This window comes from Stappia sp. G46H5W (assembly GCF_058448995.1).
On record NZ_JBZFLL010000004.1, the window covers coordinates 367,574 to 392,865 of the forward strand.

Here is a 25,292-nt window from a genome sequence, read left to right on the forward strand (position 1 = left end):
GATCGTGACAGCTCCCAAGCCAAACCCCATCATCGACGTCTGGAACAGCCCGTTCTGGGAAGCATGCAAGGACGGCCGGCTGGTGCTGCAGCGGTGCGCGTCGACCGGCCAGTGCTGGTATCCGCCCGCGCCGATCAGCCCTTATGACCCTTATGGTGACTGGGACTGGGTCGAGTGCAGCGGCAAGGCAGAGATCGTTTCCTGGACGGTCTTCCACCACAAGTATTTCGAGGGCTTCGCGTCCGAGATCCCCTACAACGTCACGCTGGTTCGCCTGGAGGAGGGCGCCCTGCTGCTGACCAATATCGTCGACGGCAACGACAAGCTCGTTCCCGGCGGCAAGGTAGAGGTGGTGTTCGACAATCGCGGTGAGTTCACCGTGCCGGTATTCAAGCTGGCGGAGGCCGGCCGATGAGTGCGGACCTCGTCACAATCGAGCGTCGGGGCGCAGTTGCCGTCCTGACGTTCAACCGTCCGGACAAGCGCAACGCCATGAACCGCGCCGCGCGCACTGCGCTGCGCGAGGCACTTGAAGCGCTGAAGGACGGCACGCGCGCCGTCGTCGTGACGGGGGCGGGGGAATCCTTCTGCGCCGGCATGGACCTCAAGGAGCAGGCCCTCGACCGGGAAACCGGCAACCAGACCGCCAATACCGAGTGGCGGGATGTCAATGTCGCGATCCGCCAGCATCCGGCGGTCTTCATCGCCGCGGTGAACGGCTTCGCGCTCGGCGGCGGAATGACCCTGATCAACGTATGCGACCTGGCAATTGCCTCGGAAAAGGCATCGCTCGGCATGCCGGAAATCAGCTTTGCGACCTATCCCGGGCTCGCCGGCCCCTCCACCCAGCTGTCGCTGTCTCGCAAACGGGCTGCGTGGATGATCCTGACTGGCAACCGCATTGATGGACGCACCGCCGAGGAGTGGGGCCTGGTCAATCGCTGCGTGCCGCATGAGGAGCTGCTCGGCGCCACCACAGAGGTGGCGGAGCGCGTCGCTCAGTTCGATCCGGTGGCCCTCGCCGCCTGCAAGCGGGCGCTCGACACGATCCCGGCCGCCGTCACCGATTGGCGTTCGGCCTTCGATTACGGCGAGCTGACCAACGCCGCCATCCGCGAACAGACGGAAGCTCAAAAAGGCGGTCTGGAAAAATTCGGCGCCGGAGAGCGCAACAGCGGACAGGGGCGAAGCTGACCATGACTGCTCTGGGAGGAGACCAAGGCACCGCATACAGGACGATGATCCAGAAGGTCATTTCCGTCACCGCGGTCGCGTTTTCCGCATACATGATCTACGCGACGCTGTTCGGGCCCTACCGCACCACCCTGGTGCATCTGGCGATCTTCCTGGCAGCCTCGTTCACGATCTACTTTCTCGAGCGCGAAGGCAGGCTGATCAAGGATCCGCTTTATCTTCGCGCGATCAACTGGCTCTGCGTCATCGGCACCCTGGCGGCGACGGCGCATATCGTCATCAATCTCGACCGCATCCTGGCGTCCTGGGGAGCATCCTTCCTGACGACCGGGGATCTGGTCTTCGGCGGTGTTCTCGTCCTCGTCGTCCTGGAAGCGGCGCGGCGCGAAAGCATCGCCTTCTTCCTTCTCAGCGTCATCGGCATCCTCTACATCCTGTTCGGCAACCTGCTTCCCGGTGTGCTCGGTCATTCCGGCATGGACCTGCGCCGCTTTATCTACCTCACCGCCTATACGGGTGAGGGGATCTTCGGGTTCGGGCTCAACGTCGCCGCCTCCTATCTCTTCATGTTCATGCTGCTCAGCTCGGCCATGGCCAGGACCAAGACGGGCGAGTTCATCATGGACATGTGCAACGCCTATTTCGGCCACCGCGTCGGCGGTCCGGCGAAGTCGGCGGTGGTGGCGAGCGCAGGGTTGGGCACCATGGTCGGCTCGTCCATCGGCAATGTCGCCACAACGGGCACCTTCACCATCCCGCTGATGCAGAAGAACGGCCTGCCCGGATACAAGGCCGGCGCGGTCGAGACGGTGGCCTCCGAAGGGTCACAATTCCTGCCGCCGATCATGGGCGCGGGCGCGTTCATCATGGCGGAGATGACAGGCATTCCCTATGCCTCCATCGCGCTCGCCGCCCTGTTGCCGGCCTTGCTCTATTTCGTCTCGATCTTCGCCGTCGTGCATTTCGAGGCGGTCAAGCTTGGGCTGAAGGGGCTCGACCGTTCGGAGATCCCGAGCGCCCGCCAGGTGCTCTACGACGGCTGGCATCTGCTCATCCCGCCGGCGATCCTGTTCTACCTGCTGATGTGGGAGGGATTGACGCCCGGTTACGCCGGCATGATCGCGGTGCTGGTGTCCATCGTCGTGGCCATGCTGCGTGCCTCCTCGCGAATGAGCTTCGGGCAGATCCTGTCCGTCTTCGACCGGGGAGCTCGCTCGGCCGCCTCGGTCGCCGCCCTGATTGCCGCCGTCGGCTTCATCCAGCAGGCGATGGTCACCACCGGCCTTGCCCCGCGGCTGACGGAAATCATGCTGCTCGGCACGGGCGGCGAGATGATCTGGACGCTGGTCCTTGCTGTGGTGGCGGCAACGATCCTCGGCATGGGCATGCCGACGCCGATCGCCTATGTGCTGCTCGCGCTCTTCGTCGCGCCGGCACTGGAGATCGTCGGCGTCTCGACGCTGGCCGCGCACCTCTTCCTCTTCTACTTCGCGATCAAGTCCGGCTCGACGCCGCCGGTGGCGATGGTGGCCATCGTCGCCGCCTCGATCGCCAAGGCGGACTGGTGGAAGACCGGCATCTGGTCGTTCTACTACTCGCTGCCCGGCTTCATCATCGCTTTCATGTTCGTCTATTCGCCGGCCCTGCTGTTCCAGGGAACCGCCGTCGAGATCAGCATGGCTATGGCCATGGCGACCATCGGCACGGTGGGCATTGCCGGAGCGATGCTCGGCTGGTGCGGCTGGCCGCTTTCGATCCTCGAGCGGCTCGCGCTCGCCGCCGGTTCGATCTTTCTCATCCATTCCGGCCTGATCACCGACGCTCTCGGACTGGCCCTGGTTCTCGGAAGCGTCTCGCTTGCGCGTTTCCGTGCATCTCGTTCTGTCGCAAGTGGAATTTCTGGATAATTCGGGAGGAAATCACAATGAAGCTCATGAAACTCGGCCTTGCCCTGACAACCTCGGTGCTTGCCTTCACGGTCGCCGCCAACGCGCAGGAGCGCTGGTCCATCGCCACGTCGAGCACCGGCTCCGGCCCCTATATCAACGGCTCGGCCATCGCCGAGAACGTCAACAGCAAGCAGAAGGAGCTGTCGGTCTCGGCCCAGACCTCGGGCGGCTTCAACGACAATCTCGGTCTGGTCGCTTCCGGCGAGGTCCAGTCCGGCCTGACGCTGCTGTCCGAGCTCGGCGATGCGTGGCGCGGCACCGGCAAGTTCGAGACGCTGCCGAATGCCAAGGAGACCTTTGCTCCGCTGCGCCGCCTGTTTCCGGTCACCACTGCAACGTTCCAGTGCGTCGTTCTGGCGGACTCCGGCATCAAGTCCTTCGACGACCTGAAGGGCAAGAAGCTCAACGTCAACGTACCGGCCACCGCGACCCACGCCATCAACCAGAACCTGCTGGCGGCGTTCGACATGGCGTTCACGGACTTCCGCATCTTCGAGATCGCCACGAGCGGCAGCTATGATGCGCTCAGCAACGGCATCGTCGACGCCACCTGCAACGGCCAGCCGATGCCCTCCAGCTCGGTGCTGCAGGTGTCGGCCTCCAAGCCCGTCGACGTGCTGCCGATCCCGGACGAGGTGTTCGAGCGTCTGAACGAAGCGTATCGCGGCACCATGCTGCGCGTGTCGATCCCGGCCGGCACCTATCCCGGACAGGAAAACGAGGTCGCGACCTTCGCCTATCCGGAAGTCCTCTTCGTTCGCGAAGATGCGTCGGAAGAGGCGGTCTATGCCTTCACCAAGGCCTATTGGGAAGGCGCGCAGCCGGCGAGCCCGGCCTTCGCCCAGGTCAGCATCGACCATGCCGCGCTGAACGTCGATCCGCCGCTGCACCCCGGCACGGAACGGTACCTGCGCGAACAGGGCCTGATGGACTGATCCGACCCGATAGCCCTGCGAAGGAGGATATCATGGTGCCGGCTCCCAAGCCGTTGTCCGGGCGTACGCTCGTGGAACTTCACGGAAGCGGCGTGGGCGATGTCGCCGAACTGTCAATCGCCTTCGCAGGGCGTATTGCCGCCGATCTCGGAGCCGATGTCGTGTGCATCAGCGTTGATGGCGGCGACCCGCTCAAGTCGTGGGGGAAGGTGCTGCCGGACGGCAGGCGTTCGGTATCGCGCTTCCTCAATCACGGAAAGACATTGGCCGGCGCCCTACCGGCTGGCCCCGCCGATCTGCTCACCTGCGATCCCCAACTGGCAGCATCCTGGGACCGGGGTGTGAGCGTCCTGGTGCGTGCAGATGCCGCCGATGCGCCCTGCGGGAGCGAATTGACGGTGCTGGCGAGCGCCGGCTTGCTCGACATCATGGGTGAGCTGGGCCGCCCGCCGCTGGCCATGCCGGGAAACCAGGCCGCCTACTCGGCCGGTGCTGCCGCCTTCGACGCGCTGGTGTCGTCCGTTTTCGCCGAAACGGTTCATGGCACCCGCCCCCGCTCCGAGGTCTGCGTGGTCGACGTCGCCGAATGGCTCAACTGGAAGCACTTCCTCGCGGCCAGTTTCGGCCAGCTCGATGCCGGCATCGGGCGGCCCGAGGACTGGAATGCCTTCGCCTGCCGCGATGGCTACATCGCGGTCGTCTTCCAGGACAAGGACGTTCCGACCCTGGCGCGCCTGGTCGGAAACGAGACGCTCAACGACCCGAGGTTCGCAACGCTGAAGGGGCGGCGCGAGAACATCGCGGCGTTCAACACGATCCTTGCCGACTGGGCCCGGACCTGCACCCGCTCTGACATCGTCGAGGCGGCCCGCGCCGGCAAGCTGCCGTTCGGGCCGGTGCTGAAGATCGCGGACCTGATCGCGGATCGACAGATGCTGGACCGATCCTTCCTCGATCTCGACGCTGCCTCGCCGACATTCGGCGTGGCGCGGCTTCCGGCCGTGTGGGCGGGAGCTTGAGGACACACGCAATCGCGGGCCTTGCCGCCGGAGGTCCGGCCGGCGCGCCATACGGAACCAGTCGGAGAGCGTATTCATGAAACCATTAGACGGTCTTCGCGTCGTGGACCTTGGCATCATTACGGCAGGCGCCAGCACCTCCGCCCTGCTTGCCGATCTCGGTGCCGAAGTGATCAAGGTGGAAGGCCCCAGCTACATCGACCCCTTTCGCAGATGGGCCGGGGCTGCCGGCGTCGAGGACTGGTGGAATGCCTCTCCGCATTTCCACTTCACCAACAGGAATAAGAAGGGGCTTTGCGTCGACCTGAAGTCCGAGAGCGGACGGGCGCTTTTGCTCGACCTGGTGGCGGTGAGCGATGTGGTCGTGGAGAATTTCAGTGTCGGCGTTCTCGACCGGCTGGGGCTCGGCTTCGACGCTCTCCGGCAGGCGAACCCGCGGATCGTGCTCGGCTCCGTCTCGAGCCAGGGCGTGACCGGCCCGGATGCGGGCGCCGTCTCCTTCGGCTCGACGCTCGAGGCGTCGAGCGGCTTTGCCGATCTCGTGCGCTACAGCGCCGAGGAGCCCCCCTTCATCAGCGGCCAGGCGCTCAACTATCCCGACCAGGTGGTCTCGTTGATCGCGACCGGCTTGATCATCTCCACGGTGATCGAGAGCCGTCGCACCGGCCTTGCGCGCCATGTCGACATCTCCCAGCGCGAGGTGACGGCGTTCATGCTCGGCGAGAAGGTCGTCGAGGCGGTGCATGGACTTGTGCCCGATGCGGGCGCGGGGGCGCCCGATCTTCTGCAAGGCGTCTTTCCGGCTCGCGATGGACAGTGGATCGCCGTCTCGGTGAGCTCTGATGCCGCGGCCGTGCGTTTGTGCGGGCGTCTTGGCTGGGATGCCCTCGATGCAGAGAGGCTTGGCGCCTGGATCAGCGGGCGGGATGCGGCCGAGACACTCGCCTGCCTGGAAAGTGTCGGCGTCAGTGCCAGTCTCGCCCGGCGGGTGTGCGATCTTCCTTCGCTGGACACGCCGGAGGCGGTGGGACCGGCCTTCGCCATCGCCCCGGACGGCAAGCCGGTCAAGGGCTTGCCCTGGACGATCGACGGCGAAGCGATGAAAGTGCGGCACACCGCGCCGCGCTTGGGCGAACACAACCGGAATATTGTGGTCGACCTGCTCAAGCGTAGCGAGGACACCTATCACGAGCTTGTCGTGCAGGGCGTTTTGGCGCAAGCACCGGCTTGAGCGTGTGACCACATCTGAGGAATGGACATGAAGAAGCTGATCAACGATCCCGCGAATGCCGTTGCAGAAATGGTTGCTGGCCTGGTCGCCGTGCAGCCCGGACTGACCAGGATCGCTGGCCGGAATGTGGTCTTGCGCGCCGACCTGCCGGCGCCGGAGCACCGCAAGGTCGCCATCATCTCCGGCGGTGGCAGCGGCCATGAGCCCGCGCATGCCGGCTATGTCGGTGCCGGCATGCTGACGGCGGCGGTGCTGGGCGATGTGTTCACCTCGCCGAGCGTTGATGCGGTGCTCGAAGCCATTCAGGCGACGGCGGGGCCGGCCGGCGCGCTTCTCATCGTCAAGAACTACACGGGCGACCGGCTCAATTTCGGCCTGGCGGCCGAGATCGCCCGCGCCGGCGGCATTCCGGTCGAGATCGTTGTCGTGGGCGACGATGCGGCGCTCGAGGGCATCGTCGCGCAGGAGCGGCGGCGCGGCATCGCCGGCACGGTCCTGGTGCATAAGGTTGCGGGCGCTGCGGCCGAGCAGGGTCGGCATCTTGCCGCGGTTGCCCAGTTGGCTGGCCGTGCGGCCGATGCAGTCCGCTCCATGGGTGTCGCCCTTGGGTCCTGCACGCTGCCCTCGGCGAAGGCTCCGAGCTTCACGCTCGGAGATGAGGAGATCGAGTTCGGTCTCGGCATTCACGGCGAAATGGGCGCGCGCCGCTCCGCCATGCTGCCGGCGAGCCGCATCGTCTCCGATATGCTCGACCGCCTCGTCGAGGATCTGGGCGAGCGGTCCCGCGAGCCGGTGGCGCTCGTCGTCAACGGTCTCGGTGCGACCACCCAGCTCGAACTGATGATCGTGGCGAGCAATGCGCTCGGCGATCTCTCCCGCCGCGGCGTGAAGGTCGCACGCGTGTGGGCCGGAAACTTCATGACGGCGCTGGAGATGCCGGGCTGCTCCCTGTCGCTGATGCCGCTGGACGACGAACTCTCCGCGCTGATCGACGAGGCGACCGTGGCGCCGGCCTGGCCCGGGCCGGGTCTGCTTGCGGAGAAGGTTGCGGTAAAGGCGCCTGTGGCGACCGACGACATTCTCGCCGGCGAAACCGACGGCCCCGTTTCCGACGCGGTACGCAAGGCCATGCTGGCGATTGCCGAGGAGCTCGATGCGGCGGAGCAGAAGCTGACGGAACTCGACAGCGTCGCCGGTGACGGAGATCTCGGCGCCAGCATGGTGCGCGGGGCCGTGGCGCTTCGCGGTGTCGCAGCCGCCAGGTTCTCGACGCCGTCCAAGGCTCTCGATGCACTGGCGCTGGCGCTGCGCCGCGAGATCGCCGGCAGCTCCGGTCCCTTCTATGCGATTGCCCTGATGCGGGTCGCAAGGCTGCTGGAGGGCGAGGTTTCGCCGTCCGCCGATCTGTGGGGCAAGGCTCTGGCCGAGGCCGCCGAGGCCGTGTCTGCGACCGGCGGTGCAAGGCCCGGCGACCGGACGATGCTCGATGCGCTTTCCGGTGCGATCCAGGCATGGCGCGCGGCGCGGGCCGAGGGGCGTGGTGGCTTTGAGGCATTCGACGCCGCCGCTGCAGGCGCCGCGCAGGGCGCCGCGAAAACCGCCGAGATGACGCCGAAGCTCGGGCGGGCGAGCTATCTCGGCGAGCGTGTGCTCGGACATCCCGATGCCGGCGCAACGGCCGTCGCTATCTGGATGGATGCGCTTGCGAGGTCGCTGCGCGGCTGAGGCGGATTGAGAGAGACGACAAGGAGAGACCGGCGACATGCAAAAACGTGCTTTGGGCAATGGAGGGCCGCAGGTCGGCGTCGTCGGTCTCGGCTGCATGAGCTTCGGCGGCGATTACGGCGCAACGAGCGAAGCGGAAAGCTTCGCGGTGCTCGATGCGGCGGCGGAAAGCGGGGTTACCCTGCTCGACATCGCCAACATCTACGGCAAGGGCGTGTCGGAGGAGACGGTCGGCAAATACCTGTCGACCCGCAACCATCCGTTCGTCCTTGCCACCAAGGCCGGCATCGTGCCGGTCAGCCCGCGGCGCTACGACAATTCGGCGGCCTATCTGCGCGAGTGTCTCGAAGCCTCGTTGAAGCGGCTGAAGCGCGATCATGTCGAGCTTTTCTACCTGCACCGCCGCGAGTCGGAGCGTCCGATAGAAGAGGTGATGGAGGCGATGGTCCGCTTCAAGGAAGAGGGCAAGATCGGCGCCATCGGCCTGTCGGAGGTCGCGCCCTCGACACTGGAGCGGGCGAGCGCGGTCCATCCGGTTGCTGCGGTCCAGAACGAGTATTCGCTCTGGACGCGTTTGCCGGAACTGGGAATGCTCCAGGCTTGCCAGCGGCTTGGAACCGCCTTCGTCGCCTTTTCGCCGCTGGGCCGAGGCGTCTTTACCAGCAAGATGCCTGACCCGACAGCGTTCTCGCCGGCCGACTTCCGGGTCACGAGCCCGCGGTTCACCGAGCCGAATTTCTCGCACAATGCCGAGCGCATCGCGCGGTTTCGCGCCTTCGCGCAGGCACGCGGCGTCTCGCCGGCGGCGTTGGCGCTCGCCTGGGTGCTGGCCAAGGCTCCCAACATCATCGCGATCCCGGGGACGAGGTCGGCGGCTCACATGAGCGAGAACGCCTTGGCCGGCGGCATCGTGCTGACGCCGGCGGATGTCGCCGAGATCGAGGAAGTGCTGCCGGTCGGGTTCGCCCATGGCGACCGCTACTCGGACGAGCGCGCCATCGGGCCGGAGCGCTACTGCTGAGTCCCCTTGGCGAGCAGCATGGCATGACGATCGGAGACCAAGAGTGATTCAGTTCCAGCTTTGCAATCCCACCGACATCCGCTTCGGTCAGGGGCAGATCGCCGCCCTGGCCGATCTGGTGCCTGCCGATGCCTGCGTCCTGCTTCTCTATGGCGGCGGCAGCATCAAGAAGAACGGCGTCTACGATCAGGTCGTCACAGCTCTCGGCGAGCGCCGCCGGGCCGAGTTCGGCGGCGTCGAGCCGAACCCGGTCTACGAGACTCTGCAGAAGGCATCGGCCTTCGCCCGGGAAAACGGCGTGGACTTCGTTCTTGGAGTCGGCGGCGGCTCGGTAATCGACGCGGCGAAGTTCCTCTCCGCCATGATCGCCTCGGACAGCGACGATCCGTGGGACGCGTTCGTGAAGGGATACGGCTCGGCTCCGGCCGTTCCCAACGGCGCGGTGTTGACGCTTCCGGCCACCGGCTCGGAGAGCAACCCGGTTTCGGTGATTTCCAACCACGGCCGCGAGCTGAAGATCCCCTTCGCCAGTCAGGCCGTGCGGCCGGCCTTCGCGATCATGGATCCGGCGACGATGCTCAGCCTGTCGCGCCGGCAGCTCGAGAATGGCGTCGTCGATGCCCTCACCCATGTGCTGGAACAGTACCTGACGATGCCGGTGAATACGCCGGTGCAGTACGGGTTCAGCGAGACCCTGCTCGAAGTGCTGATCGAATGGGGCCCCGTCCTGGTTGAGACCCGTAGCATGGAGGCTTGCGAGAACGTGATGTGGGCCGCCAACCAGGCACTGAACGGGCTTGTCGGCGCAGGCGTGCCGCAGGACTGGTCGACCCACATGATCGGCCATGCGATCACTGCCCTCTACGGCATCGACCATGCGCGCACTCTGACCATGGTGATGCCGTCGCTGCTGCGCCACCGGCTGGACGCCAAGCAGGCGATGCTGGCGCGCTACGGCCGCCGTGTCTGGCGCATCGAAGGAGACGACGACCGTGCGGTCGCCGAGGCCGCGATTGTGAAGACCGAGGCGTTCATGGTCCGCATGGGCTGCCCGGTACGGATCTCACAGGCAATTGCGGACTTTGACGCGGACAGCCTCGTCGATCACCTCCTGCGTGCGGATCAGACGGCGCTGGGAGAGCGGCAGGATATCGGCGCGAGCGAAGTGCGAGAGATTCTGGCTCTGGCTGCCTGAGCGCCACACTCTGAACAGTCCTTCCTTCCCCAAGGCCCGGTCGCGGATATGCGGCCGGGCTGTTTTTGTTCCTCTCCGCTTTCCGCCGGCTTGCCGCAGGGGGCCTTTGCCTGCGGCCGCGATGGTCTTTGCCCTCCGGCCTGAGTTCCGCGCATTTCGCTCAAGGACGTTATGCTGCCTGTTATGGTTGTGCTATCTCTTGGGAGAAATAGGCACAGAACAACAGAAAACTCCGGGGGGAGGCAGATCATGTGCACGGGATCGCTGAGGCGTGTAGCGGATGCGTCCGTTGATGCGGAGTTCGGGCCATGGCTGTCGCAGGCCGCGATCCTCATCGTCGACGACGAGCCGGGCATGCGCAATTTCCTGGTGCGGACGCTGGCGCCGCACTGCAAGCACATCGCCGAAGCCGAGGATGCCGCCGCCGCATCCGTGATGCTGGATCGGCATCACTTCGATGTGGTGATCCTCGATAATATCATGCCGGGCAAGACCGGCGTCGAATGGCTCGCCGAACAGCGGGAGATCGGCTTTTTCGCCCATGCGATCCTGATGACCGCCTATGCGGATCTGGAGACGGCGATCCAGGCGCTGCGGGCCGGCGCCGTCGACTTCGTGCTCAAGCCCTTCCGCTCCAATCAGCTTCTCAATGCGGTGGCGCGCTGCCTCGACCGGGTGACCTTGCTGCGCGAGAACCAGCTGCTGCGTCACCAGCTGCACGCGACCTCCGACCATCTGTTGCTGCGCGACAAGCTGATCGGCCATTCCGCAGAGATCGGCGAGATCCGCGACACCATCGCCCGGGTCGCGCCGCTGCCGACCTCGGTCCTGATCACGGGCGAATCCGGCACCGGCAAGGAGGTGGCCGCGCGTTCCATCCACGAGCTGTCGGATCGTGCGGCCAAGCCTTTCGTGCCGGTCAATTGCGCGGCCATTCCCGCCGACGTCATCGAGGCGGAGCTGTTCGGCCATCTGAAGGGCGCGTTCACGGGGGCGGCGTCCAACCGCGAGGGCCTGTTCATGCATGCGCAGGGCGGCACGCTGTTCCTCGACGAGATCGGCGAGCTGCCGATGCCGCTGCAGAGCAAGCTGCTGCGGGCCATCGAGGACCGGCGGGTGCGGCCCATCGGGTCCGAACGCGAGGTGCCGGTCGACCTGCGGTTCGTTTTCGCGACCAATGCGGACCTGGAGCGCGAGGTGGAGGCGGGACGGTTCCGAGCGGACCTGTTCTACCGGATCAACGTGCTGCAGATCGAGATGCCGCCGCTGCGCGAGCGCGGGGACGACATTCTCGAACTGGCCGAACTGTTCATGAGCAAGCTTGCCGTGCAGCTCGGCATGCCGCCCGTGCCCATCGGGCCGGATGTGGTCGCCGGCCTGCGGGCCTACGAGTGGCCGGGCAATGTCCGAGAGCTGCGCAACATGATCGAGCGCTCGCTGATCCTCGGCCGGTTTCCGGCGGAGCTGACCCGCAAGACGGATACTCAGCCGATTGCGCCGGCGCCGAGCCGGACGGATCTTCTGGAGGATATCGAGCGCCGGCACATCCTGGCGGTTCTGGACGAGAGCGAGGGCAACCGGGCCGAGGCCGCGCGCCGGCTCGGCATCTCGCGCAAGACCATCGACCGCAAGCTTGCCGACTGGAATGGCTGAACCTTCGGCGCGGGCTCGGGGAAGGGGACTGCACGGAAGCCGCCTGTCGGTTCGCGTCCGCCTGCTTGCCATCGCCTTGTTGCCGACGCTGGTGGTGCTGCCGCTCTTCCTCGGCTGGGCGATGGTGCGTTGGAACTCCAAGTTCGACGCCCTGCTCAAGACCAAGGTGAATGCCGATCTCACGGTCGCGCACCAGTATTTCACCCGCATCCTGGAGGACACCGGCGAGCGTCTCGATGCGCTCGGCAAGTCGGCGGAGTTCCGCGACATCGTCTCTGCACGCGATGGCACCGCTCTAGCAGCGCTGCTGGAGCGCATCCGCGCGCAAATGGGCCTCGATTTTCTCTATCTCGTCGGCAAGGACGGCAGCGTCCGCGCGGTCTCGCCGGCCGGGGCGCGTCCGCCGACGGACCGGGACTGGCCGGTGGTCGAGCGGGCGATGGCCGGTGCCCCGTCCAGCAGCGTCGACATTTTCGACGGCGAGGACCTTGCCGGCATCTCGCCTGATCTCGCAGCGCGCGCGAGCCTCGACCTGATCGCGACGCCGAATGCGGTGCCGACGCAGCGCACCGCCGAGACGCGGGGCATGGTGGTGCATTCGGCCAGTCCGGCACGGCTGCCGGATGCCTCCTCCGCAGCGCTGGTCGGCGGCATCCTGCTCAACCAGAACCTCGTCTTCATCGACACGATCAACGACCTCGTCTACCGCGAGGCCAGCCTGCCGGAGGGCAGCCAGGGCACCGCCACGCTGTTCCTGGAGGATGTGCGGATCAGCACCAATGTGCGCCTGTTCGAGAACCGCCGGGCGCTGGGCACGCGGGTCTCGGCGGCGGTGCGCGAGCGCGTCCTTGGCCGGGGCGAGGTCTGGCTCGACAGCGCCTTCGTCGTCAACGACTGGTACATCTCCGCCTATGAGCCGATCACCGACAGCCGCGGGGAACGGGTCGGCATGCTCTATGTCGGTTTTCTCGAAACGCCGTTCCAGAAGGAGAAGGTCGCAACGCTCGCCGCGGTTCTCATCGGCTTCCTTCTGGTGACGGCGGGCAGCGTGCCGCTGTTCCTGCGCTGGGCCCGAGGCGTGTTCAAACCGCTGGAGCGGATGACGGACACCATCGCGCGGGTGGAGCACGGGGACCTTGGCGCACGCACGCGCCCGGGCGGGGGCAGCGACGAGATCGCCCGGGTCGCGCAGCATCTCGACCATCTCCTGGACCAGGTGCAGGAGAGCGACCGGCAGCTGCGGTCCTGGAACGAGGAGCTGAATGCCCGGGTGGAGGAGCGCACGCGCGACCTGATGCAGGCCAACCGGCAGCTCGAGGAAACCACCAAGCAGCTGATCATGTCGGAAAAGCTCGCCGCCATCGGCGAGATCACCGCCGGCGTCGCGCATGAGATCAACAATCCCATCGCCGTCATCCAGGGCAATCTGGAGGTGTTGCGGATGCTGCTCGGCGAGCATGCGAAGGTCGCCGGGACGGAGATCCGGCTGATCGACGAGCAGGTCCACCGGATCAACCAGATCGTGATGAAGCTGCTGCAATTCGCCAAGCCCGACGAATATGCCGGCTATGCCGACCGGCATGCGCCCGACGAGGTGATTTCCGACTGTCTGCCGCTGGTGCGCCATCTCCTGCGGCGCACGGAGATCGAGGTGGTGCGCGAGATGCGGGCGACCCGCGCCATCCTGATGAACCGGACCGAGTTGCAGCAGGTGCTGATCAATCTCATCGTCAACGCCATCCATGCGATGCCGCAGGGCGGGCGGCTGTCGCTGGCCACCGCCGACACGCAGCGCGATGGGGTGCCGGGAGTGACGGTCGAGGTCGCCGATACGGGCGTCGGCATGAGCGAGGAGGTGCTCTCCCGCGTCTTCGATCCGTTCTACACGACCAAGAGCCGGCAGGGGACGGGCCTCGGCCTGTCCATCACCCAGACGCTGGTCAGCCGGCAGGGCGGCGAGATCCGGGTCCGCAGCGCGCCGGGAGCGGGCACCGTCTTCACCATCTGGCTGCCCGAGGAGCCGCTGGCCGGCGCCTCCTGATCCTTCGGACAAAATGTCCAGCCCGTGCGGGCGTGGAGGCGGACGCGAGTGGACAAAATGTCCGCAACGCGCGGGTCTTTTCTATCAAGTCATTGAAAAACCGCCGTCATCCAAACTGGCGCCGAACTTGCGAAGGGGGATGCGCTGTCTGGACGCGGGCCGCCCGAGCGGGCGGTCTGGCGCGGTTCTGCAGGACGGGAGGTCCTGCAGGGCGCGGGGGGCAGGCAGCAGGCATCCGGTTCCGCAAAGGAGCCGGCCGGCGACTGCCGACGATCCGGTCAACGGCGCGGCACGCGGTCCGGAACTGCCTCGACAACCGTGCACGGGAGGAAAATAGGTGCATGTTTGACTGGCTGAAAAAGGAACACATCGTCGCAGAGGACGGCTTCAACCGCTGGAAGGTTCCGCCGGCGTCCATTGCCATCCACCTGTGCATCGGCTCCGTCTACGCATGGAGCATCTTCAACCCGCCGCTGATCAAGCAGTTCGGCGTCGTGGCCGCAGCGCCCGGCGACTGGAGCCTGTCGTCGGTCGTGTGGATCTTCTCGGTCGCCATCGTCTTTCTCGGCCTGTCGGCGGCCTTTGCCGGCAAGTGGCTGGAGGAAGTCGGCCCGCGCATGGTCGGCGTCGTGGCCGCGCTGTGTTGGGGCGGCGGCTTCCTGATCGGCGGCCTCGGCATCATGACGCACCAGCTGTGGCTGCTCTATCTGGGCTACGGCGTGCTCGGCGGCTGCGGTCTCGGCCTCGGCTATGTCTCGCCGGTGTCGACGCTCATCCGCTGGTTCCCTGACCGTCGCGGCATGGCGACGGGCATGGCCATCATGGGCTTCGGCGGCGGCGCGATGATCGCGACGCCGATCAAGGAGTGGCTGCTCGGCGTGTTCTACAAGGCGCCGGACTATCTCGGTGCGCTCGGATCCATCGATCTGGTCACCGAGGGCGGTCGACGCCTTGCGGAGGTCAACGGCCAGTTGGTCGAGGTGGTGCTTGCCGGTGCCAAGGAAGTGGCGGCTGCACCGGTCGCGCTGCAGGAAGGCATCTATGTCGCCGGTACCGGCAACACGGGCGCCGCCGGCACCTTCTTCACCCTGGGCATCGTCTATCTGGTGGTGATGATCATCGCGGCCTTCTCGTACCGCGTGCCGCGCGATGGCTGGCGCCCGGCCGGCTGGACGCCGCCGACGGCGGATGCAGCCTCGCGCAAGATGATCACCCAGAACAACGTCCATATCGACCAGGCGCTGAAGACGCCGCAGTTCTACCTGTTGTGGATCGTGCTGTGCTTCAACGTCACCGCCGGCATCGGCGTGATCGGCGTCGCCAAGACGATGATGTCGGAGATTTTTGGCACCACCTTGCCGCTGATCGTGAACTCCGCCTTCGCGGCGACTTATGTGTTCATGATCTCGGTGTTCAACATGGTCGGCCGGTTCTTCTGGGCGTCCACGTCGGACTATATCGGCCGCAAGAACACCTATCACTGCTTCTTCGTGCTCGGCACCCTGCTGTACCTGTCCATCCCCTTCGCGGCGGCACAGGTCAGCGTGGATCCGGCGGTGACCTGGCTGGTGATGTTCTACGGCGCCACCATGATCATCTTCACGATGTATGGCGGCGGTTTCGCGACGATCCCGGCCTATCTCGCCGATATCTTCGGGACCAAGTATGTCGGCGGCATCCATGGACGCCTGCTGACCGCCTGGAGCACCGCCGGCGTTCTGGGTCCGCTCGCCATCACCGAGCTGCGCAACATGTCGCTCAACAGCGCCTTGCGGGACCTTGCGAGCAAGGTGGATCCGCAGGCCTTCGCGCAGAAGTTCGGCGCGGGCATCGACCAGCTCGACCAGCTGGTCGCGGCGAAGACGGTGACGGTGGCACAGCTGATGGAGATCGCGCCGGCCGGTACGGTCGACCCGACGCCGAGCCTCTACAACACCACCATGTATGCCATGGCGGCACTGCTGGTGATCGCGCTGGTGGCCAATGCCCTGGTGCGGCCGGTCGATGCCAGGCACCACATGGAGAGTGCCGCGGGTGCGGGTGCGAAGGGCGCAAGCCCCGAGGGTGCGCAGCCGGCCAAGGCCTGAGGCGATCCCACGGTCCGGGGCGCCAGCGCCCCGGACCTCCTTGCTGCTGTTTCCGTGATCCTGCTTTGCGCGCCGGTCATCCGGCGCGGTCGATCCCGCGCATCCTCAGCGGAGCGGGCGGGAGAGTGCGTAAAAGTGGAGTATTTTACTCATCTATAGGGATGTGCAATCGCACAACGGAACAGCGATGTTGATGTTTCTTCGCGCATTTCGGACTTTCCGGGAAGCGGGCGAGGCGAGGGAGAAAACGCATGTCATTGCAATTGTCGTCACGACAGGTCGCGGAACGGACGCTGGCGGTCGTGGAGGACCTTGCTGAGCTCGAGGGGCCGCTTCTGCCGATCCTGCACGAGGTGCAGAGGGAGTTCGGCTGCGTGCCCGATGAGGCGCTGCGCACCATTGCAGAGGAGCTCAACCTGAGCCGGGCCGAGGTGCACGGGGTGATGAGCTTCTATCACGATTTCCGCAAGGAGCCGACGGGTCGCCATGTGCTGAAGATTTGCCGGGCCGAGGCCTGCCAGTCCATGGGCGGCGATGCGCTTGCCGACGGCGTGCGTTCCGCGCTCGGCATCGACTGGCACGAGACCACGCCGGACGGGCGGGTCACGCTGGAGCCGGTCTATTGCCTCGGCCTGTGTTCCTGCGCGCCGGCGGCGATGCTCGATGGCGAGTTGCACGGGCGGCTGGACGAGGCGGCGATGAGCGAACTGGTGAAGGAGACAGGCCGATGACCCCGGTGATCTTCGTTCCCAGGGACGCGACGGCGCTTGCCGTCGGTGCCGACCGGGTCGCCAGGGCGATCGCGCGCGAGCTCTCCGCCCGCGGTATCGAAGCCAGGATCGTTCGCAACGGCTCGCGCGGCATGCACTGGCTGGAGCCGCTGGTCGAGGTGCGCACCGCCCATGGCCGTGTCGCCTATGGCCCGGTCACCGAAAAGGATGTGCCCGGCCTGTTCGAGGCCGGGTTCCTGGACGGCGGCGAGCATCCGCTGTTCCATGGCGAGACCAAGGAAATTCCCTTCCTCAAGAGCCAGACCCGGCTGACCTTCGCCCGTGTCGGCGTCACCGACCCGCTCTCGCTGGAAGACTATCGCCACTACAAGGGCCTGCGCGGGCTGCAGAACGCGGTCGCCATGGAGCCGGCGGATATCGTGGCGCAAGTGACCGAGAGCGGACTGCGCGGCCGCGGCGGCGCCGGTTTTCCCACCGGCATCAAGTGGAACACCGTCCTGAAGGCCGAGGCCGACCGCAAGTACATCGTCTGCAACGCGGACGAGGGCGACAGCGGCACCTTCGCCGACCGGATGATCATGGAGGGCGATCCCTTCGTGCTCATCGAGGGCATGGCCATCGCCGGCATCGCGACCGGGGCGACCAAGGGCTACATCTACACGCGCTCCGAATATCCGCATGCCATCGAGATCATGCGCGAGGCGGTCGAGATCGCCCGCCGGGAAGGCATTCTCGGCGCATCGGTGCTCGGCTCGCGGCATGCCTTCGACATGGAAGTGCGCGTGGGCGCCGGCGCCTATGTCTGCGGCGAGGAGACCTCGCTGCTCAACAGCCTGGAAGGCAAGCGCGGCATCGTGCGGGCCAAGCCGCCGCTGCCAGCGCTGGAAGGCCTGTTCGGCCGGCCGACGGTGGTCAACAACGTGCTCTCGCTGGCCTCCGTGCCGGTGATCATGGACCGGGGCGCTGCCTTCTACCGCGACTTCGGCGTCGGCCGCTCGCGCGGCACGATGCCGATCCAGCTCGCCGGCAACATCCGGCATGGCGGCCTCTACGAGACCGCCTTCGGCGTGACGCTGGGCACCCTGGTCAACGAGATCGGCGGCGGCACGGCGAACGGCCGCCCGGTCCGCGCGGTGCAGGTCGGGGGCCCGCTCGGGGCCTATTTCCCGCCCTCGCTGTTCGACACGCCGTTCGACTACGAGGCCTTCGCGGCACAGGACGGCCTGATCGGCCATGCCGGCATCGTTGTCTTCGACGACACCGTCGACATGCTGAAGCAGGCGCGGTTCGCCATGGAGTTCTGCGCGATCGAGAGCTGCGGCAAGTGCACGCCGTGCCGGATCGGCGCCGTGCGCGGCGTCGAGACGCTGAACAAGATCGCGGGCGGCGAGCGCTCTGACGAGCAGGTCGACCTGCTGAAGGACCTTTGCGACACGATGAAGGCCGGCTCGCTCTGCGCGCTCGGCGGCTTCACGCCCTATCCGGTCCTCAGCGCGCTCACCCATTTCCCCCAGGATTTCACCCCCCGGCCGATGGCCGAAGCGGCGGAGTAAACCCATGACGCTGATCAAGGAAACCGACTACGGCACACCGGCATCGACGTCGGAAAAGACGGTCACGCTGACCATCGACGGCTTCGAGGTCACCGTGCCGGAAGGCACGTCCGTGATGCGGGCCTCGATGGAGACCGGGATCCAGATCCCCAAGCTCTGCGCGACCGACATGGTCGACGCCTTCGGGTCCTGCCGGCTCTGCCTGGTGGAGATCGAGGGGCGGCGCGGCACGCCGGCCTCCTGCACGACGCCGGCCGAAAACGGCATGGTGGTCCACACCCAGACCGGCCGGCTGAAGCAGCTGCGCCGCGGGGTGATGGAGCTCTACATCTCCGATCACCCGCTCGACTGCCTGACTTGCGCTGCCAATGGCGACTGCGAGCTGCAGGACATGGCCGGCGTGGTCGGCCTGCGCGACGTGCGCTACGGCCATGAGGGCGATAACCACGTCAAGGCGCGCGACGGGCTGGGCGAGGTCAACGCCCGCTGGATGCCGAAGGACGAGACCAACCCGTATTTCACCTACGACCCGTCCAAGTGCATCGTCTGTTCGCGCTGCGTGCGGGCCTGCGAGGAGGTGCAGGGCACCTTCGCGCTGACTATCGAGGGACGCGGCTTCGACAGCCGCGTCTCGCCGGGCATGCACGAGGACTTCCTGTCCTCCGAATGCGTCTCGTGCGGCGCCTGCGTCCAGGCCTGCCCGACGGCGACCTTGCAGGAAAAGTCGGTGATCGAGATCGGCCAGCCGGAGCATTCGGTGGTCACGACCTGCGCCTATTGCGGCGTCGGCTGCTCGTTCAAGGCGGAGATGCGCGGCGACGAGCTGGTGCGCATGGTGCCCTACAAGGACGGCAAGGCGAACCGCGGCCACAGCTGCGTCAAGGGCCGCTTCGCCTACGGCTATGCCGCGCACAAGGACCGGATCCTGAGCCCCATGATCCGCGAGAAGATCACCGATCCCTGGCGGGAAGTGTCCTGGGAGGAGGCGCTTGGCTTTGCGGCGACGAAGCTGCGCGCCATTCAGTACGAGCTCGGCAAGGACGCTATCGGCGTCATCACTTCCTCGCGGTGCACCAACGAGGAAACCTACCTGGTGCAGAAGCTGACGCGCGCGGTGTTCGGCAACAACAACACCGACACCTGCGCCCGTGTCTGCCACTCGCCGACCGGCTACGGCCTCGGCCAGACCTTCGGCACCTCCGCCGGCACCCAGGACTTCGACAGCGTCCAGCATGCGGACGTGGTGATGGTGATCGGCGCCAATCCGACCGACGGCCATCCGGTCTTCGCCTCGCGGCTGAAGAAGCGCCTGCGCCAGGGGGCAAAGCTCATCGTCGTCGATCCGCGCCGCATCGACCTGGTGAAGACGCCGCATGTGAAGGCCTCGCATCACCTGGCGCTGCGCCCGGGCACGAATGTCGCCGTGGTGACGGCGCTGGCGCATGTCATCGTCACCGAAGGGCTGTTCGACGAGACCTTCATCCGCGAGCGCTGCGACTGGGACGAGTTCCAGGACTATGTGGAGTTCGTCTCTGACCCGAAGCACAGCCCGGAAGCGGTCGAGGCGCTGACCGGCGTCCCGGCGCAGGAGCTGCGCGGCGCAGCGCGGCTCTATGCCCGCGGCGGCAACGGTGCGATCTATTACGGCCTCGGCGTCACCGAGCACAGCCAGGGCTCGACCACGGTCATCGGCATCGCCAACCTAGCCATGCTCACCGGCAATATCGGCCGGCCGGGCGTCGGCGTGAACCCGCTGCGCGGCCAGAACAACGTGCAGGGTTCCTGCGACATGGGCTCGTTCCCGCACGAGCTGCCCGGCTACCGGCATGTCAACGGCCAGGAAGTGCGCGACATCTTCGAGAAGATGTGGGGCGTCGAGATCTCCGACGAGCCGGGGCTGCGCATTCCCAACATGCTGGACGCGGCGGTCGACGGCACCTTCAAGGGGCTCTACTGCCAGGGCGAGGACATCCTGCAGTCGGATCCCGACACGCGTCACGTGTCGGCCGGCCTTGCGGCGATGGATTGCGTCATCGTCCACGACCTGTTCCTGAACGAGACCGCCAACTACGCCCATGTCTTCCTGCCGGGCTCGACCTTCCTGGAGAAGGACGGGACCTTCACCAATGCGGAGCGCCGGATCAACCGGGTCCGCAAGGTGATGGCGCCGCGCAACGGCTACGCGGACTGGGAAGTGACCCAGATGCTGGCCAATGCCATGGGCGCCAACTGGTCCTACACCCATCCTTCGCAGATCATGGACGAGATCGCCGCGACGACGCCGAGCTTTGCCAATGTCTCCTACGAGATGCTGGACAAGAAGGGCTCGGTGCAGTGGCCGTGCAACGACAAGACGCCGGACGGCTCGCCGATCATGCATGTCGACGGCTTCGTGCGGGGCAGGGGGCGGTTCATCCGCACCGACTACGTGGCGACGGACGAGAAGACCGGGCCGCGTTTCCCGCTGCTGCTCACCACCGGCCGCATCCTGTCGCAGTACAATGTCGGCGCGCAGACCCGCCGCACCGCCAATGTGGTCTGGCATGCGGAGGACGTGCTGGAGATCCATCCGCATGACGCGGAGACGCGCGGCGTCAAGGACGGCGACTGGGTGAAGCTCGCCAGCCGCTCCGGCGAGACGGCCTTGCGGGCACAGATCACCGACCGTGTGTCGCCGGGCGTGGTCTACACCACCTTCCACCATCCGACGACGCAGGCCAACGTCATCACCACCGACTATTCGGACTGGGCGACCAACTGCCCGGAATACAAGGTGACGGCGGTGCAGGTGATGCCGTCCAACGGCCCGACCGACTGGCAGGAGAAATACGAGGAGTTCTCGGCCCTGTCGCGGCGGATCGAGGCTGCCGAGTAACCGCATGGTCACGCATCGCCCTGCCTCCGGCACCGCCTATCGCAATGGTCGCTTCGCCGCTTCCACCCGGGAGCTGGCGGAGGAGGCGGCGGTTGCGATCAGCTACAACGGCACGTCCCATGCCGTGCTGATGGCAACGCCCGCCGATCTGGAGGACCTGGCCTACGGCTTCTCGCTGACCGAGGGGCTTGTCGCCTCGGTGGCGGAGATCGAGGAGGTTGCCACGGTCGATTGCGGCCGCGGCCTCGACCTGCAGGTCAGCCTCGCCGGCGATGCGGGCCAGCGGCTTGCCGAGCGGCGCCGGTCGATGGCCGGGCCGGTCGGCTGCGGGCTGTGCGGGATCGAGAGCCTGGAGGCGGCGATGCGCGAGACCGCGCCCGTCGCCGCCGACTTGCGTCTTGCGCCGGCCGAGGTGTCGCGGGCCGTTGCCGCGATGGCCAAGATGCAGGCGCTGAACCTGCGCACCCGTGCCGTCCACGCCGCCGGCTTTTACCAGAGCGAGCGCGGGCTGGTCCTGGTGCGCGAGGATGTCGGCCGGCACAACGCGCTCGACAAGCTGATCGGTGCGGCGGCGCGCGCCGGGATCGACATGGCCACGGGCGCCGTCGTTCTCACCAGCCGGCTGTCCATCGAGCTGGTCCAGAAGACGGCGGTTGCCGGCTGCGGCCTGCTGGTCGCGGTCTCCGCGCCCACCGCCCTTGCCGTCGACGAGGCCGAGGCCGCCGGCATCACGCTCGCGGCCGTCGCGCGCGGCGACGAATTCGAACTCTTCACGCATCCGCAAAGGATCATCGGGGGAAGCCTGAAAGATGTCGCCTGACAAACTGACCTACATGGCCAACCAGATCGCCGGCTTTTTCCGGACCCGTCCGCATGACGAGGCGGTGGCCGGGATCGCCGATCACATCAGCAAGTTCTGGGAGCCGCGCATGCGCAACCAGCTCTTCGCCATGCTGGCGGAGAACGGGTCCGGCTTCGATCCGCTGGTGGTCGAGGCAGCGCCTGCCATCCGCAAGCCGAAGCAGGCGGCCTGAGCGGCGCCCCGGTCGCATCGATTTCCGCCCTCCGGATTTCGCTCTCTCGAAAGACCCCCTATAAGGGCCGGCACCGGGGCGGCGCGGCACGCTGCGTCCGCAACGCTTTGGCGGCAAGGGGAGTAGGGGCGTGACCACGATCTATGTCGATGCCGATGCCTGTCCGGTGAAGGACGAGGTGGAGCGCGTCGCGAGCCGGCTCGATGTGCCGGTCGTGCTCGTATGCAATGGCGGCCTGCGCCCGTCCTCCAACCGCTTGATATCCTTGAAGGTCGTCGCGGAAGGCCCGGACGAGGCCGACAAGTGGATCGCCGAGCAGTGTGGTCCCGGCGACGTGGTCGTCACCGCCGACCTGCCGCTTGCCGACCGCTGCGTGAAGGCGGGGGCGCATGTGGTGCAGCACGACGGACAGGTTCTCGATGCCGCCAATATCGGCGGACGGCTGGCGACACGCGACCTGATGCAGGACATCCGCGCCGCCGATCCCTTCCACCAGGGCGGCGGGCGCTCCTTCTCCAAGGGCGACCGGTCCCGCTTCCTGCAGTCCCTGGACCGGCTGGCACGGCGCGCGCTCAAGGGGGCTTGAAGGAGCCTCAGTCCGCCTCGGTTCCCGGGGACTGCTGCCGGCAGACCTGGATCACCTGGTCGCGCAGCCAGACATGGGCCGGCGACAGGTGGGTGCTCTTGTGCCACATCATCTGGATGTCGAGCGGCGGCAGGTCCATCGGCGGCGAGAAGGTGACGAGGTCGAATTTCGCGGTGAACAGCCGGGCGAGGCGCTCGGGCATGGTCGCCACGAGATCCGAGCGCTCGAGCAGGAACGGCACGCCGACGAAGTCCGGCTTGGAGATCGCCACCCGGCGCACCAGGTTCAGCTTGGCCAGCGATTCGTCCAGCACCGCGCGGTACATGGTCGCCTCGGCCGGCTCGATGGCGACATGGTCGAGATTGCAGAACCCGGCCAGTGTCAGGTCGCCGGACAGGGCCGGATTGCCGCGCCTGGCAAGGCACACCATCCTGTCGGAGAACATCCTGCGCGAGATCAGGTCGCCCGGCGCATCGGGAAAATAGGACACGGTCAGGTCGACGCTGCCCTCGCCGAAGACGCGCGCGAGGCGGAACGGGTCCGGCCCGACGATGCGCAGACGCACTTCCGGCGCCAGCTCGCGGAACCGCTGTTGCAGCGAGGGGATCAGGATCGCGTCGATATAGTCGGTCAGGATCAGCGTGAAGGTGCGGCGCGAGCGCAGCGGATCGAAGCCGCCGCTGTCGTCGACCAGCCCTTCCATCTCGCGGATCAGGATCTGCACGCGTTCGTGCAGGCCGCGCGCCACGTCGGTCAGGACGTGCTTGTTTCCCTGCCGGATCAGCAGCGGATCGTCGAAAACCGTGCGCAGCCGCTTCAAGGTCATGCTCATCGCCGGCTGGCTCATGCCGAGCCGGTTCGCCGCCTGGCTGACATGCCGGTCGCGCAACAGGGCGTCCAGCGCCCGCAGGTCCTTCAGGCTGTAGTCGGGGCCAGCCATCTCTTACTCTTCAGTTATTCGGATATCGAATAAGGCATATCAAGGTCAGCCGATTGCTGCAATCGATCCGCTCGCGCCATTCTCCATCGTGATAGTTCTCCGTAGTTGCACGGAGGGCAAAACCGGCAATGCCGGTTATCACGCAACCAGGCCAGGGAGGTCGTAATGGCTTTGAAGACGATCCGCGTCACCCGTGAGGAGATGCGCAAGCGCGTTGCCCTTTTCTCCGAACTCAAGGGGTTCGACGGCGGACTGCCGGACAGCAATCATCCGGAGTGCAAGCGCACGCTGTACAACGTGGTCGGCTTCCAGCCGCCGGAGGGTGAGGATGTCGCCACCACCTCGCCGGTGGGCGCACAGGCTGCGGAAAACGCGTCGATCAAGATCTCTGAGGGCTTCAATCTCGGCTATTGCCATGCCAAGCCCGGCAAGGGGCCGATGATGCACAACCACGACACCAACGAGACCTTCATTCCGATGACCGGCCGCTGGCGCTGTTCGTGGGAAGTCGACGGCCAGGTCGAGGCCTTCGAGCTCGGCCCGCACGACGTCATCTCGTTCCCCCCGGGCGTGCAGCGCCGCTTCGAGAACATCACCTTCGACGAGCCGGACAAGGAGCATCTGCTGATGTTCGTGATCGGCGGCAACCAGCCGAAGGCCGAGTTCTCGCCGGGCTCGATGGACGAGCTGCGCGAGCGGGGCCTGCTGGAAAACTGATGGCGGCCACTGGCGCACATCTGACGGGAGAGCCGCTTGCCGCCCTGGATGCGGCTTTCCCCAAGACGCAGGGCGCGGACGGCGCCCTGTCGTTTCGCCGGTCCGCCTCCCCGTCGGGGCGGCCCGTGCTGCTGCTGCCGGGGGCGAGCGGCACTTCGGAGTTTTTCTGCCTTGCCGCGCCGCTGCTGGCGGCCGGTGGCGTGGATCCGGTGCTGGTCGACTATCCTGGCACGCTCGCCCCGAGCGAGCTTGCCCGGCGCACCGAGCGCCTGGCACTGGAGCTCGGGCTCGCGGCGCCTGTTGCCCTTGGCTGCTCCTACAGCGCCTGGTGGCTGCAGCACGCCGCCACGGACGGGCCGTTCCGCGCCTTGATCCTGTGCAACGGCTTCGTCGAGGCGGAGGACCTCAAACCGCATCCGCTGTTCGACCATGCCGCGATCGCGGCAACGCCGACGGCGAGCTTGCGCGAGGAATGGCGCGAGCGCGCGGCCTCGGCCCCGCCCGCGATGCTGTCGGAGCTGTTGCTGCAGGCCATGAGCGGATGGCTGGCGGCGGAGGATCTCAAGGGGCGCCTGCTGGAAGTGACCTCGTCGCTGCCGGTACCGCCGGGCGAGCGCTTCGCCGGTCCGGTGACGGTGGTCGACTGCCATGACGATCCGATTGTCGGCGAGCGGGCGAGGGCCCTGTTCCGCGACAGCTGGCCGGAGGCGGGCCACCGGGAAATTTCCGGTGGACACTATCCTTATGTCAACGCCCCGGAGGAGTTTGCACGCACAGTGCTTGCAGCCATCTGAGGCAGGAATACC

Annotated in this window: 21 protein-coding genes; 20 read left to right on the forward strand and 1 reads right to left on the reverse strand. The window is 66.6% G+C overall.

Going from position 1 to position 25,292, the window contains the following annotated elements:
- Positions 1-4 precede the first annotated feature (4 nt).
- The 18 genes from ACVJ6E_RS14540 (at position 5) to ACVJ6E_RS14625 (ending at position 22,829) form a co-directional block, all read left to right on the forward strand.
- On the forward strand, positions 5-415 hold the full coding sequence (locus ACVJ6E_RS14540) for an OB-fold domain-containing protein (protein ID WP_120269462.1): 411 nt from the start codon (positions 5-7) through the stop codon (positions 413-415).
- Positions 412-1,194, forward strand: a complete 783-nt coding sequence (locus ACVJ6E_RS14545) for an enoyl-CoA hydratase/isomerase family protein (protein WP_120269461.1) — start codon at positions 412-414, stop codon at positions 1,192-1,194. The genes ACVJ6E_RS14540 and ACVJ6E_RS14545 overlap by 4 nt, the downstream gene beginning before the upstream one ends.
- Positions 1,195-1,238: 44 nt before the next feature.
- The gene (locus ACVJ6E_RS14550; RefSeq protein WP_158592709.1) at positions 1,239-3,101 is read left to right on the forward strand and encodes a TRAP transporter fused permease subunit; all 1,863 of its coding nucleotides are present in this window, start codon (positions 1,239-1,241) and stop codon (positions 3,099-3,101) included.
- 17 nt (positions 3,102-3,118) lie between these two features.
- Complete coding sequence (locus ACVJ6E_RS14555; protein ID WP_120269459.1) at positions 3,119-4,078, forward strand: TAXI family TRAP transporter solute-binding subunit; 960 nt, start codon at positions 3,119-3,121, stop codon at positions 4,076-4,078.
- Positions 4,079-4,110: 32 nt separating this feature from the next.
- On the forward strand, positions 4,111-5,097 hold the full coding sequence (locus tag ACVJ6E_RS14560) for a CoA transferase (RefSeq protein WP_120269458.1): 987 nt from the start codon (positions 4,111-4,113) through the stop codon (positions 5,095-5,097).
- Positions 5,098-5,173: 76 nt separating this feature from the next.
- Positions 5,174-6,328 carry a CoA transferase gene (locus tag ACVJ6E_RS14565; protein WP_120269457.1) on the forward strand — a complete coding sequence of 385 codons (1,155 nt, stop codon included), beginning with the start codon at positions 5,174-5,176 and terminating at the stop codon, positions 6,326-6,328.
- Between the two features lie 27 nt (positions 6,329-6,355).
- Positions 6,356-8,053 carry a dihydroxyacetone kinase family protein gene (locus ACVJ6E_RS14570; RefSeq protein WP_120269741.1) on the forward strand — a complete coding sequence of 566 codons (1,698 nt, stop codon included), beginning with the start codon at positions 6,356-6,358 and terminating at the stop codon, positions 8,051-8,053.
- Between the two features lie 37 nt (positions 8,054-8,090).
- On the forward strand, positions 8,091-9,074 hold the full coding sequence (locus ACVJ6E_RS14575; RefSeq protein ID WP_120269456.1) for an aldo/keto reductase: 984 nt from the start codon (positions 8,091-8,093) through the stop codon (positions 9,072-9,074).
- Positions 9,075-9,117: 43 nt separating this feature from the next.
- The gene (locus tag ACVJ6E_RS14580; protein ID WP_199681262.1) at positions 9,118-10,269 is read left to right on the forward strand and encodes an iron-containing alcohol dehydrogenase; all 1,152 of its coding nucleotides are present in this window, start codon (positions 9,118-9,120) and stop codon (positions 10,267-10,269) included.
- A 249-nt stretch (positions 10,270-10,518) separates the two neighbouring features.
- The gene (locus tag ACVJ6E_RS14585) at positions 10,519-11,922 is read left to right on the forward strand and encodes a sigma-54-dependent transcriptional regulator (protein ID WP_120269454.1); all 1,404 of its coding nucleotides are present in this window, start codon (positions 10,519-10,521) and stop codon (positions 11,920-11,922) included.
- The gene (locus ACVJ6E_RS14590) at positions 11,915-13,963 is read left to right on the forward strand and encodes a cache domain-containing protein (protein ID WP_120269453.1); all 2,049 of its coding nucleotides are present in this window, start codon (positions 11,915-11,917) and stop codon (positions 13,961-13,963) included. The genes ACVJ6E_RS14585 and ACVJ6E_RS14590 overlap by 8 nt, the downstream gene beginning before the upstream one ends.
- 341 nt (positions 13,964-14,304) lie before the next feature.
- Positions 14,305-16,050, forward strand: coding sequence for an OFA family MFS transporter (locus ACVJ6E_RS14595; RefSeq protein WP_120269452.1), 1,746 nt, complete (start codon positions 14,305-14,307; stop codon positions 16,048-16,050).
- A 251-nt stretch (positions 16,051-16,301) separates the two neighbouring features.
- The gene (locus ACVJ6E_RS14600; protein ID WP_120269451.1) at positions 16,302-16,781 is read left to right on the forward strand and encodes a formate dehydrogenase subunit gamma; all 480 of its coding nucleotides are present in this window, start codon (positions 16,302-16,304) and stop codon (positions 16,779-16,781) included.
- A complete protein-coding gene (locus tag ACVJ6E_RS14605) occupies positions 16,778-18,334 on the forward strand; it encodes a formate dehydrogenase beta subunit (protein ID WP_120269450.1) in 1,557 nt (518 codons plus the stop codon). Before ACVJ6E_RS14600 ends, ACVJ6E_RS14605 begins: the two co-directional genes overlap by 4 nt.
- Positions 18,335-18,338: 4 nt before the next feature.
- Positions 18,339-21,209 carry a formate dehydrogenase subunit alpha gene (gene fdhF / locus ACVJ6E_RS14610; RefSeq protein ID WP_120269449.1) on the forward strand — a complete coding sequence of 957 codons (2,871 nt, stop codon included), beginning with the start codon at positions 18,339-18,341 and terminating at the stop codon, positions 21,207-21,209.
- 4 nt (positions 21,210-21,213) lie between these two features.
- A complete protein-coding gene (gene fdhD / locus ACVJ6E_RS14615) occupies positions 21,214-22,029 on the forward strand; it encodes a formate dehydrogenase accessory sulfurtransferase FdhD (RefSeq protein ID WP_067219357.1) in 816 nt (271 codons plus the stop codon).
- Positions 22,019-22,243: a formate dehydrogenase subunit delta gene (locus ACVJ6E_RS14620; protein WP_067219362.1), complete on the forward strand. Its 225-nt coding sequence runs from the start codon at positions 22,019-22,021 to the stop codon at positions 22,241-22,243. The genes fdhD and ACVJ6E_RS14620 overlap by 11 nt, the downstream gene beginning before the upstream one ends.
- A 130-nt stretch (positions 22,244-22,373) precedes the next feature.
- Positions 22,374-22,829: a YaiI/YqxD family protein gene (locus tag ACVJ6E_RS14625; protein WP_120269448.1), complete on the forward strand. Its 456-nt coding sequence runs from the start codon at positions 22,374-22,376 to the stop codon at positions 22,827-22,829.
- A 7-nt stretch (positions 22,830-22,836) separates the two neighbouring features.
- On the opposite strand, the gene ACVJ6E_RS14630 is transcribed toward ACVJ6E_RS14625, so the two are convergent.
- Positions 22,837-23,769 (reverse strand): LysR family transcriptional regulator, encoded by a 933-nt coding sequence (locus tag ACVJ6E_RS14630; protein ID WP_120269447.1) that lies wholly within the window; start codon positions 23,767-23,769, stop codon positions 22,837-22,839.
- 165 nt (positions 23,770-23,934) lie between these two features.
- Here ACVJ6E_RS14630 and ACVJ6E_RS14635 point away from each other — a divergent pair, with 165 nt between their 5' ends.
- Together ACVJ6E_RS14635 and ACVJ6E_RS14640 are read left to right on the forward strand one after the other, a co-directional pair.
- Complete coding sequence (locus tag ACVJ6E_RS14635) at positions 23,935-24,486, forward strand: cupin domain-containing protein (RefSeq protein WP_067219373.1); 552 nt, start codon at positions 23,935-23,937, stop codon at positions 24,484-24,486.
- Positions 24,486-25,280 (forward strand): alpha/beta fold hydrolase, encoded by a 795-nt coding sequence (locus ACVJ6E_RS14640; RefSeq protein ID WP_158592708.1) that lies wholly within the window; start codon positions 24,486-24,488, stop codon positions 25,278-25,280. The genes ACVJ6E_RS14635 and ACVJ6E_RS14640 overlap by 1 nt, the downstream gene beginning before the upstream one ends.
- Positions 25,281-25,292: the final 12 nt, after the last annotated feature.